Annotated in this window: 18 protein-coding genes; 15 read left to right on the top strand and 3 right to left on the bottom strand. The window is 40.9% G+C overall.

Annotation, left to right across the window (positions count from 1 at the left end):
* Positions 1 to 110: 110 nt before the first annotated feature.
* Both rsmD and coaD read left to right on the top strand, forming a co-directional pair.
* Positions 111 to 686, top strand: a complete 576-nt coding sequence (rsmD, locus tag ACFWE9_RS01850) for a 16S rRNA (guanine(966)-N(2))-methyltransferase RsmD (RefSeq protein ID WP_230157860.1) — start codon at positions 111 to 113, stop codon at positions 684 to 686.
* Complete coding sequence (gene coaD, locus ACFWE9_RS01845) at positions 687 to 1,178, top strand: pantetheine-phosphate adenylyltransferase (protein ID WP_230157451.1); 492 nt, start codon at positions 687 to 689, stop codon at positions 1,176 to 1,178.
* A 41-nt stretch (positions 1,179 to 1,219) separates the two neighbouring features.
* On the opposite strand, the gene ylbJ is transcribed toward coaD, so the two are convergent.
* Entirely contained in the window at positions 1,220 to 2,437 is a 1,218-nt protein-coding gene (ylbJ, locus tag ACFWE9_RS01840; RefSeq protein WP_377355351.1) for a sporulation integral membrane protein YlbJ, read from the bottom strand.
* 309 nt (positions 2,438 to 2,746) lie between these two features.
* Here ylbJ and ACFWE9_RS01835 point away from each other — a divergent pair, with 309 nt between their 5' ends.
* Together ACFWE9_RS01835 and ACFWE9_RS01830 are read left to right on the top strand one after the other, a co-directional pair.
* On the top strand, positions 2,747 to 3,544 hold the full coding sequence (locus ACFWE9_RS01835; RefSeq protein ID WP_230158253.1) for a patatin-like phospholipase family protein: 798 nt from the start codon (positions 2,747 to 2,749) through the stop codon (positions 3,542 to 3,544).
* On the top strand, positions 3,534 to 4,559 hold the full coding sequence (locus tag ACFWE9_RS01830; protein WP_377355350.1) for a SepM family pheromone-processing serine protease: 1,026 nt from the start codon (positions 3,534 to 3,536) through the stop codon (positions 4,557 to 4,559). Before ACFWE9_RS01835 ends, ACFWE9_RS01830 begins: the two co-directional genes overlap by 11 nt.
* Before the next feature lie 84 nt (positions 4,560 to 4,643).
* Here ACFWE9_RS01830 and ACFWE9_RS01825 read toward each other — a convergent pair whose 3' ends face one another.
* Positions 4,644 to 5,852, bottom strand: a complete 1,209-nt coding sequence (locus ACFWE9_RS01825) for a nucleotidyltransferase (protein ID WP_377355349.1) — start codon at positions 5,850 to 5,852, stop codon at positions 4,644 to 4,646.
* A 218-nt stretch (positions 5,853 to 6,070) separates the two neighbouring features.
* Here ACFWE9_RS01825 and ACFWE9_RS01820 point away from each other — a divergent pair, with 218 nt between their 5' ends.
* The 4 genes from ACFWE9_RS01820 to ACFWE9_RS01805 all read left to right on the top strand — a co-directional run bounded on the left by ACFWE9_RS01820 (position 6,071) and on the right by ACFWE9_RS01805 (position 8,443).
* Positions 6,071 to 6,592, top strand: a complete 522-nt coding sequence (locus tag ACFWE9_RS01820) for a YceD family protein (protein WP_230158250.1) — start codon at positions 6,071 to 6,073, stop codon at positions 6,590 to 6,592.
* A gap of 65 nt (positions 6,593 to 6,657) precedes the next feature.
* Entirely contained in the window at positions 6,658 to 6,831 is a 174-nt protein-coding gene (gene rpmF, locus ACFWE9_RS01815) for a 50S ribosomal protein L32 (RefSeq protein WP_034313929.1), read from the top strand.
* A 158-nt stretch (positions 6,832 to 6,989) separates the two neighbouring features.
* Positions 6,990 to 7,745: an enoyl-CoA hydratase/isomerase family protein gene (locus ACFWE9_RS01810; protein ID WP_377355357.1), complete on the top strand. Its 756-nt coding sequence runs from the start codon at positions 6,990 to 6,992 to the stop codon at positions 7,743 to 7,745.
* A gap of 77 nt (positions 7,746 to 7,822) precedes the next feature.
* Positions 7,823 to 8,443: an RsfA family transcriptional regulator gene (locus ACFWE9_RS01805; protein ID WP_230158249.1), complete on the top strand. Its 621-nt coding sequence runs from the start codon at positions 7,823 to 7,825 to the stop codon at positions 8,441 to 8,443.
* A 42-nt stretch (positions 8,444 to 8,485) separates the two neighbouring features.
* Here the strand turns inward: ACFWE9_RS01805 and ACFWE9_RS01800 are convergent, their stop codons facing one another.
* Positions 8,486 to 8,974: an N-acetyltransferase gene (locus tag ACFWE9_RS01800; protein ID WP_230158248.1), complete on the bottom strand. Its 489-nt coding sequence runs from the start codon at positions 8,972 to 8,974 to the stop codon at positions 8,486 to 8,488.
* Between the two features lie 454 nt (positions 8,975 to 9,428).
* Here ACFWE9_RS01800 and ACFWE9_RS01795 point away from each other — a divergent pair, with 454 nt between their 5' ends.
* From ACFWE9_RS01795 to ACFWE9_RS01765, 7 genes are all read left to right on the top strand, one after another.
* On the top strand, positions 9,429 to 10,313 hold the full coding sequence (locus tag ACFWE9_RS01795; protein ID WP_377355348.1) for a 2-dehydropantoate 2-reductase: 885 nt from the start codon (positions 9,429 to 9,431) through the stop codon (positions 10,311 to 10,313).
* Between the two features lie 4 nt (positions 10,314 to 10,317).
* Positions 10,318 to 10,710 carry a DUF3397 domain-containing protein gene (locus ACFWE9_RS01790; protein WP_377355347.1) on the top strand — a complete coding sequence of 131 codons (393 nt, stop codon included), beginning with the start codon at positions 10,318 to 10,320 and terminating at the stop codon, positions 10,708 to 10,710.
* 109 nt (positions 10,711 to 10,819) lie between these two features.
* Positions 10,820 to 12,448, top strand: a complete 1,629-nt coding sequence (gene bshC, locus ACFWE9_RS01785; protein ID WP_230158245.1) for a bacillithiol biosynthesis cysteine-adding enzyme BshC — start codon at positions 10,820 to 10,822, stop codon at positions 12,446 to 12,448.
* A gap of 349 nt (positions 12,449 to 12,797) precedes the next feature.
* Positions 12,798 to 13,229 carry a division/cell wall cluster transcriptional repressor MraZ gene (gene mraZ / locus ACFWE9_RS01780; RefSeq protein ID WP_230158244.1) on the top strand — a complete coding sequence of 144 codons (432 nt, stop codon included), beginning with the start codon at positions 12,798 to 12,800 and terminating at the stop codon, positions 13,227 to 13,229.
* A gap of 52 nt (positions 13,230 to 13,281) precedes the next feature.
* Positions 13,282 to 14,220, top strand: a complete 939-nt coding sequence (rsmH, locus tag ACFWE9_RS01775) for a 16S rRNA (cytosine(1402)-N(4))-methyltransferase RsmH (RefSeq protein WP_230158242.1) — start codon at positions 13,282 to 13,284, stop codon at positions 14,218 to 14,220.
* A gap of 25 nt (positions 14,221 to 14,245) precedes the next feature.
* Positions 14,246 to 14,602, top strand: coding sequence for a cell division protein FtsL (gene ftsL, locus ACFWE9_RS01770; RefSeq protein WP_377355346.1), 357 nt, complete (start codon positions 14,246 to 14,248; stop codon positions 14,600 to 14,602).
* A gap of 2 nt (positions 14,603 to 14,604) precedes the next feature.
* Positions 14,605 to 16,761, top strand: coding sequence for a penicillin-binding protein (locus ACFWE9_RS01765; RefSeq protein ID WP_230158240.1), 2,157 nt, complete (start codon positions 14,605 to 14,607; stop codon positions 16,759 to 16,761).
* Positions 16,762 to 16,825 lie beyond the last annotated feature (64 nt).

Raw genomic sequence — 16,825 nt, 5'->3', positions numbered from 1 at the left:
GTGGATGTTTATCTTGGAATGAAGGAATTGGCTTTTATTATTGGCTAGTTTTTTCTAATATGTTAGGATAGGAAAGTAACAGAAATTTGTCATAAAATGTGGTGAGAATGATGAGGGTCGTTTCCGGAACTTGTAAAGGAAGACCACTTAAGGCTGTACCGGGTACAGGAACCCGGCCGACTACGGATAAAGTCAAGGAATCCATTTTTAATATGATTGGACCTTATTTCGAAGGTGGGCTAGTCCTTGATTTGTTTGCTGGTAGCGGTGGACTGGGAATTGAAGCGTTAAGCAGGGGCATGGATAAAGCCATATTTGTCGACCGGGATTTCAAAGCAAATCAAACGGTTAAGACCAATTTGGAACTATGCAAGTTTTCAGACCGTGCAGAAGTTTATAAAAATGATTCAGAGCGTGCTTTAAAAGCATTGGTGAAAAGGGAAATGACTTTTGAGTTAATTTTTCTTGATCCGCCTTATAAGAAACAGAAGCTTGTGGATATTCTTGAAGAAATACATAAATACCGATTGCTGAACGATATGGGATATATTGTTTGTGAGCATGGCCATGATGTTACATTGCCTGAAACAGTTGGCGACTTTACCATTAAGAGAAAAGAAGTTTATGGCATGATTGCTGTTACGATTTATCAATGGGGAAACGTAGACGAACAGGGGGAACTATGAATGTCCAAAATAGCGATTTGTCCGGGGAGTTTTGATCCAATAACGTTTGGTCATCTTGATATCATTCAAAGAGGAGCGAATGTCTTTGATGAAGTATATGTGGTCATCGTGAATAATTCAGCGAAAAATTCCCTTTTTACAGTGGAAGAGAGGCTGGAATTGATTACTGAAGCGACGGCCCATATGCCAAATGTTAAAGTGGATTTCTATCAAGGATTGACGGTCGACTATGCTGAAAGCGTTTCCGCCAATGCCATTATCAGGGGATTAAGGGCAACTTCCGACTTTGAATATGAAATGCAGGGAACTTCAATGAACCGATTTCTTAACAGTAAGATAGAGTCATTCTTTATCATGACGAAAAATCAATATTCTTTCTTGAGTTCAAGTATCGTCAAAGAGGTTGCCAAATATGGAGGGGATATCTCCGAACTTGTGCCTCCTGTTGTCCAGAAAGCTCTTGCCAAAAAGTACGAGCAACAGAAAGAATAGAAAAAAGAGCATTGCCAACCGCGCAATGCTCTTTTTTCGGTTTAAGAAAGTTCTTTGAACAGCCTTTTTGTAAATATGATGATGTAAAGGGCAAGAAACCCGATTGTAAGAATAGGACCGAAATCAAGCATATTTTGGTAAAGAGAACTCGCATGTTCACCGGATACACTGACTGGTAAGGCGTGTATCGGGTTGACGCTATACTTATCGCCTTTATAGAGCGGTTCCCAAAGCAAGATGGTAATGATGGATGCCAGAAAGCCATGCGCTATCCTTGCAAGAAAAAATGGAGTGAAACGGATGTCCGTTGCGGCTATAATGCTGGCAACTTGCGCTTGAATGCTGAACCCGTTGAAAGCTAAGATGAAGCTTGTCATCACCGTCATTTGAAAGAGACTTGCATTTTCGACCGCACTGGTTAATTTTGAACCAAGAGTCATTTCAAACATGCCTGAGATGAACGGGAGGCTTAAGGAATCCGGGAAATTGAAAATATGTAAAATCCCTCCGATCCACGATCCGAGCAGTACGGTAATATTCATGTGAAATAGAAGCTTGTTGACTACTGAAAAAAGAATGATGAATCCCCCGATCATTAATAGGGTTTGAATGGATGAGAGAACCGCATCTCCAAGCAAACTGCCAAATGGTCTTGTTTCTTTTAAGCGGGTTCGATGCATCTGGCTAAAGGCCTGTCTAATGGACGGGAGCTTGGTCATTGCTTTTGTATAGGATTTCTCTTCTTTCTGCCGGTAAAAACGCATGATGATGCCTACACAAAAATTTCCTAGGTAATGAGAAAGTGCAAGGATGATCCCCAATTGAGGATTATGGAAAAAACCAACCGCGACGGCTACGAACAAAAACAATGGATTGGATGAATTAGTAAAGCAAACGAGTCTTTCGGCTTCAATGCGGGTCAATTGTTCCTCCTGACGAAGCCTTACCGTGAATTTTGCTCCAGCTGGAAACCCGGATGCAAGTCCCATCGCCCAGACAAACCCCCCCACCCCGGGTACCCGAAATAATGGACGCATAAATGGTTCGAGCATGACGCCGATGAACCTGACAACCCCAAAACTGATCAATAACTCCGAGAAAATCAAGAATGGCAGAAGTGAAGGAAAAACAATTTTCCACCACATATTCAGTCCACCTTTGGAAGCTTCAAAAGATTCTTGGGGAAAGATGATCAAGCCAATTGCCATCATCGTGACGGAGGTGGCTAACAATACTGTTTTAGATTTTGATATAAGCAAAATTCAGCCTCCTCTTGAAGGTTACTAAATAAGGGCAGTTCGTTTCGTATATAATAAAGATATGATAAGAACTTCCTTTTCTTAAAAAAGTAAGGTGCGTAATGGAATATGAATTGTAATGACATGTATAAATGAGGATGATCGTACAATGCGATTTTTTTTAAACAAGCACACAGGTACATAGACTTTTTCCGCAATGCTTGTATCACTGTCAATATAAATAATATGCTTCTATAAATCCGTTTAAGACCATAACTTTGAATGAGTGTTATTTCAATATTTTTATCATGTATGCGAGGGGGGATATCTTTGTCGAAACCAAAGGTCGGGCTTGCACTTGGGTCAGGAGGAGCTAGGGGGTTTGCACATATTGGGGTGATAAAGGTATTGCAGCAAGAAGGAATTCCGATAGATATGATTGCTGGGACCAGCATGGGGGCGATGGTTGCTGCCTTTTATGGAGCGGGTTCGGATATTGAAAGGCTATATAAGTTGTCCCGTGCATTTAAACGAAAGTATTATTTAGACTTTACGATTCCTAAAATGGGCTTCATTTCAGGTAAACGTACTAAGGAATTAATCAGGGTATTTACATATGGTAAGACATTTGAAGAACTAGATATTCCTGTAGCAGTTGTCGCCACTGATATAAAAACGGGGGAAAAGGTCATTTTTCAGGAAGGACCCATCGCCCCAGCTGTAAGGGCAAGCATTTCCATTCCCGGAATTTTCATTCCCGAAAAAATTGGAAATCGAATGCTGGTTGATGGCGGAGTCGTTGACAGGGTTCCTGTATCTGTCGCGAAGGATATGGGAGCAGACATCATTATTGGTGTGGATGTCGCCCATGTGAAACAAGATATGGAGATAAACTCCATCTATGATGTTATCATGCAAAGCCTCGATATCCTGCAAATGGAGCTGGTTAAAAGCCGGGAGTTTGCTTCAGACGTCATGATACGTCCCAGGGTTGAGAAATACAGCTCGAAATCATTTACAAATGTACAGGAAATAATTAGTATTGGAGAAGAAGCAGCAAGGGGAAAGATAGATCAAATTAAGCAAAGCATTGTTACTTGGAAGGAGTCCTTTGAAGATGAGCCGTAAAATGTATGTACGCACTTTCCTGGTGGTCGCTATACTTCTCATAGCATCAGCCCTTTATTCCCTACCTTTTTATGTATCAAAACCAGGAATGGCTAAGGAATTAGAGCCAATCATAGAGGTGTCCGGAGGTGATGAAGCTGAAGGGAGCTTTATGTTAACCACTGTAAGGATGGGCCGGGCGAATATTTATTCCTATATGCTGGCGAAGTGGAGCAAATATCAAGAGCTATATCCGGAAACCTCCATTCGAAGCGAAGATGAAACAGATGAAGAATATAACATCAGGCAGCTGCACTTAATGGATGGTTCTAAAAATAATGCCATTCAGATAGCCTATGAAAAAGCAGGGAAAGAAGTCGAATATGAATACTTGGGTGTATATGTTTTGGACGTGCTTAAAGGAATGCCGGCAGCCGAAGAGCTGAAAGCGGGCGACCAAATCATTCAGGTCGATGATGTTAAATTCAAGTCTGCACAAGAATTCATGGACTACATTAACGGAAAAAAAGCTGGAGATGAAGTCAAAATAGTCTATAAGCGGGAGGAGACGGAGAAAACAGCCGTTCTTTCATTACAGCCTTTTAAAGAAGACCCAAATAGGGTTGGGATAGGCATTTCACTAGATGATAATCGAAAAGTGACTACAAAACCGGCGATTGCCATAGATTCAGAACAAATAGGCGGTCCTTCTGCTGGTTTAATGTTTTCTTTGGAAATATATAATCAGTTGACAAAAGGGGATCTTACAAAAGGATACGATATAGCGGGTACAGGAACGATGTCGGATGATGGGACAGTAGGTCCAATTGGCGGGATTCAACAGAAAATAGTGGCAGCCGATAAATCTGGAGCCGAAATCTTCTTTGCCCCAAATGAAAACGGAGCAGATGGTTCCAATTATGAAGACGCACTCATAGCTGCAAAAGACATTGAAACGGACATGAAGATCGTTCCAGTTGATAACTTTGAGGATGCGTTAGCCTATCTATCGAAACTAAAAGGAAAAGAAAAATGAAAAAAAGCGCGGACAGTCATCTGTTTGCGCTTTTTTTTTGATGAAATTTCTTTTTTATAAGCAATATGCCAGGCTGAAAGCGATTCACTCAATAATGATGGGGGCTGCATATTCCCGTTTCATCAAGGCTGCTTGATATGGTTCGGATAAGCCCAATGCATACACCTGTGCCGCTCGTAAGTCGTTTTCAATGTCCTGCTCCTGATAGGAAGAAAGCTTAGAGATGAGCGGGATCGGTAAGCCTTTTTTGACGGTACGAAGATATTCCTGCCCCCTGCGAGTCATGCCAAGAAGCCTGATATAGGATGGATGCTCTTTATGTTTCATTTGTTCCTTTAATGTATGGGACAATATATGGACACACATCCTCTGGAGTCGGGTCCATGTGTAGCGCTTTGTTTTAAGTGCGTTCATGAATCCAGTGAAGTTCGAAGATTGTTTGGCCATCTCCTTTATTCGATACTCAATGCCCTCCTCGATTTCGTATATCCCTGCCAATTCGTTTAAAGAAGACGAGAGAATTCGGTATTTTAACATAGGCCAATACATTTCCCAGTCATGTAAGGAATGGTAGTGCGCTAAGTATTGCTTTAGTCCATTCATTGTCGGTTGAGGAACATAACTGGAAACAGGATCTAATTCCTGGTTTTGTTCATGGATGGCTTTTCGTATACCCGTTGCACTGGCAATACGATCATTGGATAACTTTGTTTCATGGTATCCGGCAGAAACCCTTTGAATCGTGTAAGGGCGAATGGAATAGCCATTTGAAAGGGCTGCACTTACATATTCCTTTCCAAGAATATTATTAGGCTTCGTCAAATCCAGGGCCAGATCACTTTTGATGATCGATTGATAGGCCTGGGCTGCACTTGCCGGATAACTATTCCCAGCGTCCATCGCCGATTTAATGGCTGCATCGAATGCGGCCGAATTATCCGAAAGGGTTTTATGGGCTGTGATGAATGGTTCAATTCTGCCATCCTCACTTCCAAAGCAAAATGAGTCACACCCAAGGGATTCCAAAAGAGAAATGGATCCATTTGCAAATATCTCCGCCTTCTGCGTTGCAAAAGCATAAGGAAGCTCGATAACAAGGTCGATGCCGCCATTTAATGCCATTTCAGTACGTGCCCACTTGCTGACGATAGCAGGTTCGCCGCGCTGTAAAAAGGGCCCGCTCATAACCGCCACCACGACATCCGCCCCCGTTGTTTCTCTACTTTCTCTTGCATGTAAAACATGTCCATTATGAAAAGGGTTATATTCGACTACTAAACCGCAAGCCTTCATTCGATCACCTCAGAGAAAAACTTTGTATTTTTCCAACTTAGTGCTAAAATAGTATTTCAAGTAAAATTACTATAATGATTCGTCGTGATTTTTTGTTTGAAATGAATCATAATCTTGAATAATCTGTTAGGATGACTACATTATAGTGTAAAGAAAAAATATTGACAAACTTATAATTGAAAGCTATAATTATTTTTGTTGCCTTGAGGTGATTTCATTTGAAATGGACGATTAGTCAACTTCAAAAAATTCGGGACAAAGATTTACGGTTTGATGAGCTGGTGGATGTCTTGGACATTAGAGAAAGAGACCCGCAAATACGCGACGTTTCTCCGATTAGAGTAGCAGGAAGAGCTGATATCAACTCGACCGAGATTACTTTTCACTTGCATCTTACTGGTGAATTAACATTACCTTGCTCCCGTACACTGGTAGACGTTAAATATCCGATTGATATTGATACAAAGGAAACCTTTCTTTTAAAGGCAGATGGCACTGATTTCTACGGAGATGATGTCACTGTTGTGGAAGGTGACGTTGTAGACCTTATACCGGTAATTAAAGAAAATTTATTGCTAGAAATTCCGATGCAGGTTTTTTGTGAGGATGTCGATTCGAACGAAGCTGCTCCTCGATCTGGGAAAGACTGGGCTGTTATTTCTGTCGAAGAAAATGAACATAAGGTTGATCCGAGATTTGCAAAGCTTGCCGACTTTTTTGACAACAATAAAGAATCTTGATTGGAACGAAAAATCGTTAATTCGATTTTTCCAGCTTTTTTATATTTTTTAAGGAGGTGGGAATAATGGCTGTACCTTTTAGAAGAACGTCGAAAACTGTAAAAAGAAAACGTCGTACACACTTCAAGCTTCAAGTACCTGGTATGGTAGAATGCCCGAGCTGTGGTGGAATGACTCTTTCACATCACGTGTGTAAAGAATGTGGAACATATAAAGGAAAAGAAGTTGTCGCAAAATAATTTCTTGACCTACTTGAAAGCTTTGCTTTCTTGATGCAACACGCTAATCAAAGCGCAGAGATTTTTTCTCTGTGCTTTTTTTACAAGTTAATTTGGCGCAATATTTGGAATTGTTCAAGTTTAATGAGGATTTCGGGGAAGGTGCTTACGTGAATCAGATGATTAAGGTTGAAACGGATATACGCGGTTTCATGAAGGTCCAATTTAATAGACCGGAGAAAAGGAATGCTGTGAATTATCAATTGATGGACGAACTTGAGACGATTTTGTCGGAAGCGGCAATCGATGACGAAGTGAAGTTGCTAGTCCTTACAGGAGTGGGGTCCGAGGCATTCTGCTCTGGTGGGGATTTGAGTGAATTTCATGATCTGTATACAGAAGAAGAGGCCTTTGGTATGTTATCGAAAATGGGCGAAATTCTTTATACACTAGCAGTTTTTCCAAAACCAACACTAGCGCTTATCAATGGAAGCGCAATCGGCGGGGGATGCGAAATAGCTACAGCTTGTGATTTCAGGCTAGCGAAAAGCGGAGTTAAGCTAGGTTTTGTACAAGGAACTCTAGGTATCACGACAGGTTGGGGCGGTGCTTCACTTTTACTTGAAAAAATACCAGAGCAAAAAGCGCTAAAGCTATTAATGGATGCAAAAATACATAAAGCAGAGGAAGCCGTGGAAATTGGTTTCGTAGATGAGATAGTCGGAGAGGGCAGTGATGGATGGGAAAGGTTCGCAGAAGATTTCCTTCGCCATGAGACAGGGGTATTGATCGCTTACAAAAAATTGTTGGTCAATAAATGGCAGGCTAGCGGGCTTAAAGGAAGAATGGATGCGGAAATCAGGGAATGTGCTAAACTGTGGGCGAGTGATGCCCATCATGCCGCAGTCAATCGTTTTTTAACTAAGAAAAAATAAATATTACACGCTCTATATTCTTCTATCTTTCCTAGCATGTGCATATTATGAATTAAAACTTGCTGGGAGGTAGAGAGATGTCGATTGCGAGACAAGATGCATGGACTCAGGATGAGGATTTGTTGTTGGCTGAAGTGGTGCTAAGGCATATACGAGAGGGCAGTACACAATTAAAGGCTTTTGAAGAAGTAGGGAAGCAGTTATCGAGAACATCTGCTGCTTGTGGATTTCGTTGGAATTCTTTTGTAAGAAAGCAATATAAATCAGGGATCGAGCTGGCAAAAAAACAAAGGAAAGAACAGGTAGTCAATGATGCTGAAATGGAAAGGGAATCCGTTGCAGTGGTCGAAAATAACACTATTGAACCAAAAGCGCCGCAGGAAGAAGAAAAAGAATCTATTACCCTTCAGGAAGTCATATTATATTTAACTAAAATGGATGAGTTCTTCCAGGTTGATAATAAGGAAAAAGAACGGATTTCTGAGCAGTACCTATTTCTAGAACAGCAAAATGTCCGATTGCAGGAAGAAAATGCCTTGTTAAAAGAAAACCTGAAAGCGGTTGAGGAGGATTATCGTGCGTTAATGCAAATTATGGAGCGGGCGAGAAAGCTTAGTGTACAAGAAGACGAAAAGACGAATCCGAAAGTGAGTTTCCAAATGGATAAGAATGGTAATTTAGAGAGGGTCAATAAATAAAAAATACGGGTGGAAAAATCCGCCCGCATTTTCTTTAATTTCTTAGTCTTGTGTATCTATTTCTATATCTTCTTGTTTGTCAAATGGGCTCCAAATCAGCGGGTTTTCTCCAAGGTCCCTTTCCATATCATAGGATACAGCAGAGAACCCCATCTTTTTCCAAAAGTCTTGTGAATGAACTCTTGGGTTGGTTTTGATAGGCATCTTTTGGCTTTTGGCGAATTCGACTAATGCTTTTCCGTAGCCTTTTTTCTGATAGTTAGGCAGGACTTCAAGTTTCCAAAGAACAAGGAAGTCCCTCGAATTGTCAAAATACTGGTCAAATTTAGCGCTTCTTTTATACAGGCTCATCCGGGCTACAAGTTTGTCGCCATAAAAGATTCCGTAAAAAGGTGATTGGCTGTCATTTTCAATGATGTTACCCTCTAGATCATCTAGCATTGAAAGTTCCTGGATCCCGTATTCTTTGAATTTTTTGAATTCCTCAAGCGTTTTAAAATTCACAAGTAATCTTTCCACCTTGTATTCCATAAAAAAGCTCCCCCTTAATTCTGATAAACCTCTTGTGATAGTCCCCATCTAAAGTCCATCCCACTGATCGCTACCATGTGGAACCCAGCTTAAGGCAAAATCTAGCATGACATCGATCGATTCACCCTTGCTGACTAAATGCTTACAGCCTTTTATCCTCCGTCCTATTCCTTCGATTACTCGTCGGTTGAGATTGGAGGTATCTTTTGATCCTATAAAGTCTAAAAATGGCTAAGCTTTTCGTATCTAATATACCATTAAATTTTACCTTAAAGAAGGAAATATATCTTCAATGGCGTATTTATAATACTTTCCATTGAATTTTATTGTTGGGCTGTTTCATTTATGCTAATTTAGCCGGTTTTATGAAAGTGAGGCTGTGAAAAATGATGCAGGATAAAAAAGATAATGTGTTAGAATAGTAAATATATTTCGAAAAGTAAGGAAGGGTATTATGAGAATTGGAATCATTGGAGGAGGGGCCATCGGGTTGCTGTTTGCGTCCCGTTTGAGTGGAAAACATAGAGTGACGCTTTATACTCGCACTGCAAAACAGGCCTCCATCATCAATCGTGCTGGTATCCGTCTTATTGAGAATGGTGAAAGCCGAGTGTTTTCCGGCATCATTTCGAAGGGCTTGGATGAGGGGATTACGGATCAGGATCTACTTATAACGACGGTTAAACAATATCATCTGCCAGAATTATTGCCTGCAATCAAGAGTATTCAGGTCCCATTGCTATTCTTGCAGAACGGATACGGGCATATTTCTTATTTGAAACAGCTGCAATCTCCAGCCATCTATGTGGGGGTAGTGGAGCATGGGGCATTGAGGCATGACAGGAATACCGTGGAGCATACGGGACCTGGCATTACAAGGATCGCTTCCTTTAAAGGGGATCTTGATCAACTCACGTTATTGAATGAAGATATTGCTCAATTTCCTTTTACTAAGAGTGAGGACTATCACTCGATGCTGATTGGTAAGCTTGTCGTTAATGCAGTAATAAATCCATTAACAGCGATACTTAATGTGGAAAATGGCGGTTTAATCACTAACGCCTTTTATTATCGGTTGTTTCAAGCTCTTTTTGAAGAAATCTCCGGTATTTTGGAATTGCGGAATAAAACGGAGTCATTTGAACATGTAAAATCCGTTTGTATGGCGACAGCGGGAAACCGATCGTCTATGCTTAAAGATCTAGAAAACGGCCGTGAAACGGAAATTGATGCTATTTTGGGTCATATCCTCTCGGAGGCAAAGCGTAAAGGGAAAAGTGATTGCCTGACGTCTTCCCTATATATGATGGTCAAAGGAAAAGAGTCTCAGGGGGGATGAGAGTGTGACGAACGTTGTTTCAAGTCTTGCCGCGATATTTATTACCTTGCCTTTTGTAGGGTATATACTTTTTTTTGTAAGTGCCAAAAAATTCACCGGAAACCACAGGTGCTCCGTTCAATTTGCGATGGACATGAGTACGCTGTTTTTCGTATTATCCGTCCATTATTTAATTATTACAATTTGGGATAAGCATATTCTTTGGGTGATTATGCTCATCGTGCTCATCAACGCCTTCGTTGTGGTCCTTGTCCATTACAAGGTGAAAGGAGAAATCATTTTCCATAAGGTATTAAAGGGTTTTTGGAGAGTGAACTTCGCCTTCTTTTTTGTCGCTTACCTTCTGCTATTCTCCATCGGATTAATAACAAGTATTACGAAGTTCTTGACTACATAACATAGAACATCGCAACAATTTTCTGCTGCTGGGCAACTTCTTTTGTTTTCTTAAACCGGAATGTTATACTCTAAAAAGAATTGTAGTTGCAGAGAAAGGGAGAACAGAAATGGAGATGAAAGATCTCGCGTTACCATCTTTAAACCGTTTTGCATCGGACTATTTACAAAACCGTCTTGAAGCGGAGGATTATTTTCACTATGACTTGTCTAAGCCGGACATTTATCGTAATAGATATAATGAATTGATGAATCGCTCTTTTTTACGTGGTGAATTATCGGATTACATACAACAATACATGTCTCATCTTCCAAGCAGTGCAGCTGTTGATGGAAATATTGAAAGATTGCGCAGGGATGATTCCGTTGTTGTGATTGGAGGCCAGCAGGCTGGGTTATTATCAGGTCCGCTGTATACCATTCATAAAGTGATATCGATCATTAAGCTTGCGGAAGAACAAGAGAAAGAACTGGGGCGGCCAGTCATTCCAGTTTTTTGGATAGCTGGAGAAGATCATGATTTGGCTGAAGTCAATCATGTTTATGTTATGAAAAACGGTAAACCGGACAAAAAAACCTATCCTTCCTATCAGCCGTATAAAACAATGGTTTCAGATGTGGAGCTTGAAACGGAAAAGGCAGGGAAGTGGTTTGAAGAAATTATTGAAACCTATGGAGAAACTGCCTTTACGAATAAACTCCTGATTGATATGAAAGAAACGATTAGTCAATCGAAAACCTTTGTTGACTTTTTTGCACGGCTGATTCATGAGTGGTTTCAGGAATATGGCCTTTTACTTGTCGATGCCGGAGATTCGGAATTAAGGCAAATCGAGAAGGGCTACTTTGAGTTGATGATCAATAAAAGTGAACGGATTGCTGAAGTGGTCGAGGAACAACAAACATACATGCATGCCAAAGGGTACGCAAAAATGATAGAAATGGATAAACAAGCCGCGAATTTATTTTATTATGATCCAGAAAAAAAGGATCGATGTTTACTCGAACGTGTAGAAGGCGGTTTCAGCGGGAAAAATGGTGAGGTATCATTTTCCAAGGAAGAACTCCTGAAGATAGCCAAAAATAATCCAGAACGACTTAGCAACAATGTCATTACACGCCCACTTATGCAGGAAATGCTTTTCCCTGTATTGGCTTTCATTTCTGGGCCAGGGGAAATTGCCTATTGGGCAGAATTAAAACAGGCATTTGAGTTGTTCGCAATGAAGATGCCGCCAATCATTCCTCGATTAAACATCACGCTTGTAGAACGAAGTGTCCAAACGGATCTTGAAGAAATGGAACTCGGTTTGGAAACTGTTCTGACTGAGGGTACCGCTAATGCTGTACAAAGTTTCCTTGATTCCGTGAAAGATGAGACGATCGATCATCTATTCGGTACGCTGAAATCGCAGCTTGAAGAGAACCATGAAAAGCTTTTCGAACACGCCGTTTCTTTAGATAGAGGACTTGAGCCGATGTTACATAAAAACATTGAATTCATCCAAAAGCAATTGGATTTCATGTATGGGAAGATCGGTGACCGGACAAAGGAACGTCATTCGGTTATATTGAAAAAATATGAACGGATAGCAAATTCGTTGTATCCTCTGGAGTCACCCCAGGAGAGGATCTGGAATGTTTTTTATTACCTGAATCAATATGGACCGGATTTCGTTCGCGATATCATGAAACTGGAATACCGGTTCAATAATCAGCATAAATTGATTTTCATGTAGAACGACGAACCATGAGTTTTTGGGGGAAAGTGGGGAACTGATCATTTGATTAACAGTTTCCACATTCCTATCCTGACGAGGGATAAATGAAAAATGGAAAAAGAGACAGGCGTCCAGCCTGTCTTTTTTCTGTTCCAAGAACACGGGGCAGGTAGTGCTTCGACAGTAAAAGTGGGTCTGCGCCTTCGTATGAGTTCGTTCGAGCGAATTTCAGGTTTTCTTAAATAAATTGACTAAATAAACTTATTTAGAAAAGAAGGGAATTTTTGCTTGGAAAGAGAAAGTAAAAACAAGTGGAGAAAGGTGGGGGAATGTGGTACATTGAGATTAGAATGTGGGGGTATTGGGTATGTTCATGGGAGAGTACCATCATAACATCGATATAAAGGGTCGTTTGATAGTCCCAGTGAAATTCAGGGATAATCTCGGGGAGCAATTTGTCCTGACCCGTGGACTCGATCAATGTTTATTTGGTTACCCTATGGAAGAGTGGAAGCAGCTTGAAGAAAAGCTTAAAGCCCTGCCTTTAACAAAAAAAGATGCCCGAGCCTTTACCCGTTTTTTCTTTTCAGCAGCAACAGAATGCGAAATAGATAAACAAGGGCGAATTAATATTCCCACGCCGCTTACTTCATATGGCCAATTGGAAAAAGAATGTGTAATTCTTGGTGTTACCAATCGTATTGAGATTTGGAGCAAATCCCTTTGGGAAAACTATTTTTCAGCTTCGGAGGATTCTTTCGCTGAGATAGCAGAAAATATGATTGGCTTTGATATTTAAGGCTGCCCTCAGAAATAGAGTCACTCAATAACCGATTGGAAGGATGTCTAGCATGTTTCAACATACAACAGTGTTATTAAAAGAAACGGTTGATGGATTGAACATCAAACCTGATGGAATTTACGTGGATTGTACTTTAGGAGGAGCCGGTCACAGCGAATACTTGCTTTCACAGCTCTCTGACAAGGGCAGGCTTTATGCTTTTGATCAGGACGAAACGGCGATCCGGAATGCTAAGGAAAAATTGGAAAGCTATGGCGAACGTATTGTTCTTGTTCCTAATAATTTTAAATACTTAAAAGAAGAGCTGAATGCCCGGGGAATCGAGAAAGTGGATGGGATTCTTTATGATTTAGGTGTGTCATCGCCACAATTGGATACACCGGAGCGGGGATTCAGTTATAACCATGATGCCCCTTTGGATATGAGGATGAACCAAAGTGCTGCCATTTCTGCCTATGATGTCGTGAATACTTGGTCATTCCATGAATTGATGCGAATTTTCTTTCAATATGGAGAAGAAAAGTTTTCCAAGCAAATTGCCAGGAAAATTGAAGCGGCACGTGAAATTAAACCGATTGAAACGACATTTGAGCTAGTTGAGCTTATTAAAGATGGGATACCGGCCCCGGCAAGACGTAAAGGCGGACACCCTGCGAAACGAGTATTCCAAGCAATAAGAATTGCTGTAAATGATGAACTTGGCGTCTTTGAAGATTCCTTGGAGCAGGCGATTTCACTCCTGGATTTGGAAGGAAGAATATCTGTCATTACATTCCATTCGCTTGAAGATAGAATATGTAAAACGGTATTCAAAAAAGCTAGTAGCTTGCCAGACCTTCCGCCTGGACTACCGGTTATCCCGGAAGAATTCAAACCATCCATGAAAATAATAACGAGAAAACCAATCTTACCTTCAGAGGATGAATTGGAAGGGAATAATCGTTCTCGATCCGCTAAGCTAAGAATCGCCGAAAAGCAAAAATTATAGAAAAAAACAGTAAGGGGGAACATGAATGAGTTCCATAGCCAAAAAAATACAAGAACAGCAATATGAAGACCAACAGCAGCAACAGACACATCAAACAGTGGTCATCCGTAAAGCGAAGATATCCATTGGTGAAGTTTTCTTACTATGTGCCCTTGCTATTATGGTTGCCTTTATGGGTGTGAAAATAGTTTCCGATCAAGCGACCATTTATGAAACGAATAAAGAGATCCAGCAAGTTGAAAAGTCCATTGATGAACAGAGTAAGGTGAATGATGATTTGAAGGTGCAGGTTGCTGAACTTAGTACATACGAGAGAATTTGGAAAAAAGCTGCAGCGCTAGGGTTCAAGTTAAATAAGAATAATGTGAAGGGTGTGCAGTGATAATGCAGAAACAAAAAAATATGAAGCATGGGGCAGCCGGATTATTCTTCTTATTCGGCCTGCTCTTTTTTGTTTTAATCTGCCGCTTTTTGTATATTCAGGTGACAGGTACGGCTGGTGGGGAAGTACTGGCATCGAAAATGGAGAAGAAATATGAAAAAAAACAGGTCATAGAGGCAAAAAGGGGCAGCATACTCGATACAAATGGTGAAGTCATCGCCGAGGATACCTCTTCCTATATTTTAAGGGCTGTGCTCAGTGAAAAGGAACCGGAGCACGTCAAAGATCCGGAAATGACCGCGGCCAAGCTCGCTAAATATATCGACATGGATGAACAGGAAATCTATGAGCGCCTTACGAAAGAAAAAGCATACCAGGTGGAGTTTGGAAGTGCCGGCAAGGATTTGACCCAGGTCGTCAAACAGAAAATAGAAAAATTGGAACTGCCGGGAATAACATTTGGAAGAACCAATAAACGTTTTTATCCAAATGGTATCTTCGCATCCCATCTGATTGGCTATGTAGAAAAAGATGAGAAAACAGGAGAAATGGCTGGTAAGTTCGGAATTGAAAGGTACCTTAATAAAGAATTGAAGGAAACGAACGGGGAGTTGACATATGACAGTGACTCATGGGGTCTTCTCTTACCGGATACGAAAGAAAAGGTGGTTGCACCGGATAATGGCAGTGATGTCACATTGACCATCGACAAGAAGATCCAAACTTTCTTGGAAGATTCGATGAGCAAAGTGCAAGAAAAATATGATCCCGAACAAATCATAGCAATTGTGTCCAATCCCAAAACGGGGGAGATCGTGGCGATGGGGCAAAGGCCTACCTTCCATCCAACAACAAAAGAGGGGCTAACGGATACATGGCGTAACCTTGCTATTGAAGAAACCTTCGAACCAGGTTCAACCATGAAAACATTCACCCTTGCCGCGGCTGTCGAGGAAGGGGTCTTTAATCCAAATGATAGTTTTGTATCAGGAACTTATAAAGCGGGTTCAGGGGAAATTCATGATCATAGTGGCATTAAAAGAGGAAAAAACATGACTTTTCTTGAAGGGGTTCAACGTTCTTCCAACGTAGCTTTTGCTACTCTTGCTATGGATAAGATCGGAGCTGATACCTTCCGTGAGTATTTGACCAAGTTCGGTTTCGATAAAAAAACGGGGATAGATTTGCCAAACGAGATAACCGGTAAAATTCAATATAAGTATAAGCTTGAAAAAGTGACAACTTCCTTTGGACAAGGTTCGACCGTTACCCCGATACAACAGATCCAAGCAGCTTCCGCGATAGCTAATGACGGAAAAATGATGCAGCCGTACGTGATTAAAAGCATTTCGGATCAGGATACTGGAAAGGTTTTGAAAACGACAAAGCCAAAAGTGACCGGGGAACCGATTTCGGCAGAAAGTGCAAAACAAGTCCGTGACTATTTGGAAACGGTAATTTCTTCAAAAAATGGAACAGGGAAGAAATATGCCATTGATGGATATGATGTAGCAGGGAAAACCGGTACAGCACAAATAGCTGGTCCGACAGGTAAATATTTAGTAGGGAAAAATAACTATGTATTCTCCTTTTTAGGTATGGCTCCAAAAGATGATCCGCAATTGGTCATGTATGTGGCGGTCAAGAAGCCAAAGCTAGGTGTATCTTATGTTGGGGCAGACCCATTGTCAGAGATATTCAATCCTGTTATGCAAAATAGCTTGCAATATTTAAACATAAAGCCTTCTGATGTGAAAAAACAAAAAGCAAATAAAATCATTGACTATACGAATCAAACGGAGAGTTCAGCCCTCAGGGAGCTGAAGGAACTTGGCTATGATGTAAGCACGATCGGAAGTGGGCGGAAAGTACTCGATCAATCGCCGAAATCCGGGAGTACACTCCTGCAGGGTGAAAAAATAATCTTGAGAACGGAAGGTGAAATGAAAGTTCCTGATATGGAAGGTTGGTCCTTACGCGATGTTATGAAATTAGCTAAGGTTGCGAAGCTGGATCTGCAAACTACAGGAACTGGGTATGTGAGTAAACAAAATCTTGAGGCAGGGAAAAAGATGAAGGAAGGTGACTCCTTCAAAATTGAATTATCCCAGCCTGAAGGGGCTTCTGAAGATATACCGACTAAAGAGAAAACCGAGTGAAAATGAGGAGGGGGTGATCCAAACGGATCACCCTCTTTATTTTTTTGAATTGTTCTTAGTCTAG

It is taken from the genome of Peribacillus sp. NPDC060253, assembly GCF_042727425.1.
Taxonomy (GTDB): domain Bacteria; phylum Bacillota; class Bacilli; order Bacillales; family DSM-1321; genus Peribacillus.
This window is presented reverse-complemented; position numbering and strand designations above follow the sequence as displayed.

Excerpts from the sequence above, each read along its gene's own strand:
- mraZ (WP_230158244.1), top strand. The coding sequence starts at position 12,798 with ATGTTCATGGGAGAGTACCATCATAACATCGATATAAAGGGTCGTTTG.
- ACFWE9_RS01765 (WP_230158240.1), top strand. The coding sequence starts at position 14,605 with ATGCAGAAACAAAAAAATATGAAGCATGGGGCAGCCGGATTATTCTTC.
- ACFWE9_RS01800 (WP_230158248.1), bottom strand. The coding sequence starts at position 8,974 with ATGGAATACAAGGTGGAAAGATTACTTGTGAATTTTAAAACGCTTGAG.
- coaD (WP_230157451.1), top strand. The coding sequence starts at position 687 with ATGTCCAAAATAGCGATTTGTCCGGGGAGTTTTGATCCAATAACGTTT.
- rsmH (WP_230158242.1), top strand. The coding sequence starts at position 13,282 with ATGTTTCAACATACAACAGTGTTATTAAAAGAAACGGTTGATGGATTG.
- bshC (WP_230158245.1), top strand. The coding sequence starts at position 10,820 with ATGGAGATGAAAGATCTCGCGTTACCATCTTTAAACCGTTTTGCATCG.
- rpmF (WP_034313929.1), top strand. The coding sequence starts at position 6,658 with ATGGCTGTACCTTTTAGAAGAACGTCGAAAACTGTAAAAAGAAAACGT.
- ftsL (WP_377355346.1), top strand. The coding sequence starts at position 14,246 with ATGAGTTCCATAGCCAAAAAAATACAAGAACAGCAATATGAAGACCAA.
- ACFWE9_RS01830 (WP_377355350.1), top strand. The coding sequence starts at position 3,534 with ATGAGCCGTAAAATGTATGTACGCACTTTCCTGGTGGTCGCTATACTT.
- ACFWE9_RS01825 (WP_377355349.1), bottom strand. The coding sequence starts at position 5,852 with ATGAAGGCTTGCGGTTTAGTAGTCGAATATAACCCTTTTCATAATGGA.
- ACFWE9_RS01805 (WP_230158249.1), top strand. The coding sequence starts at position 7,823 with ATGTCGATTGCGAGACAAGATGCATGGACTCAGGATGAGGATTTGTTG.
- rsmD (WP_230157860.1), top strand. The coding sequence starts at position 111 with ATGAGGGTCGTTTCCGGAACTTGTAAAGGAAGACCACTTAAGGCTGTA.
- ACFWE9_RS01810 (WP_377355357.1), top strand. The coding sequence starts at position 6,990 with ATGATTAAGGTTGAAACGGATATACGCGGTTTCATGAAGGTCCAATTT.
- ACFWE9_RS01795 (WP_377355348.1), top strand. The coding sequence starts at position 9,429 with ATGAGAATTGGAATCATTGGAGGAGGGGCCATCGGGTTGCTGTTTGCG.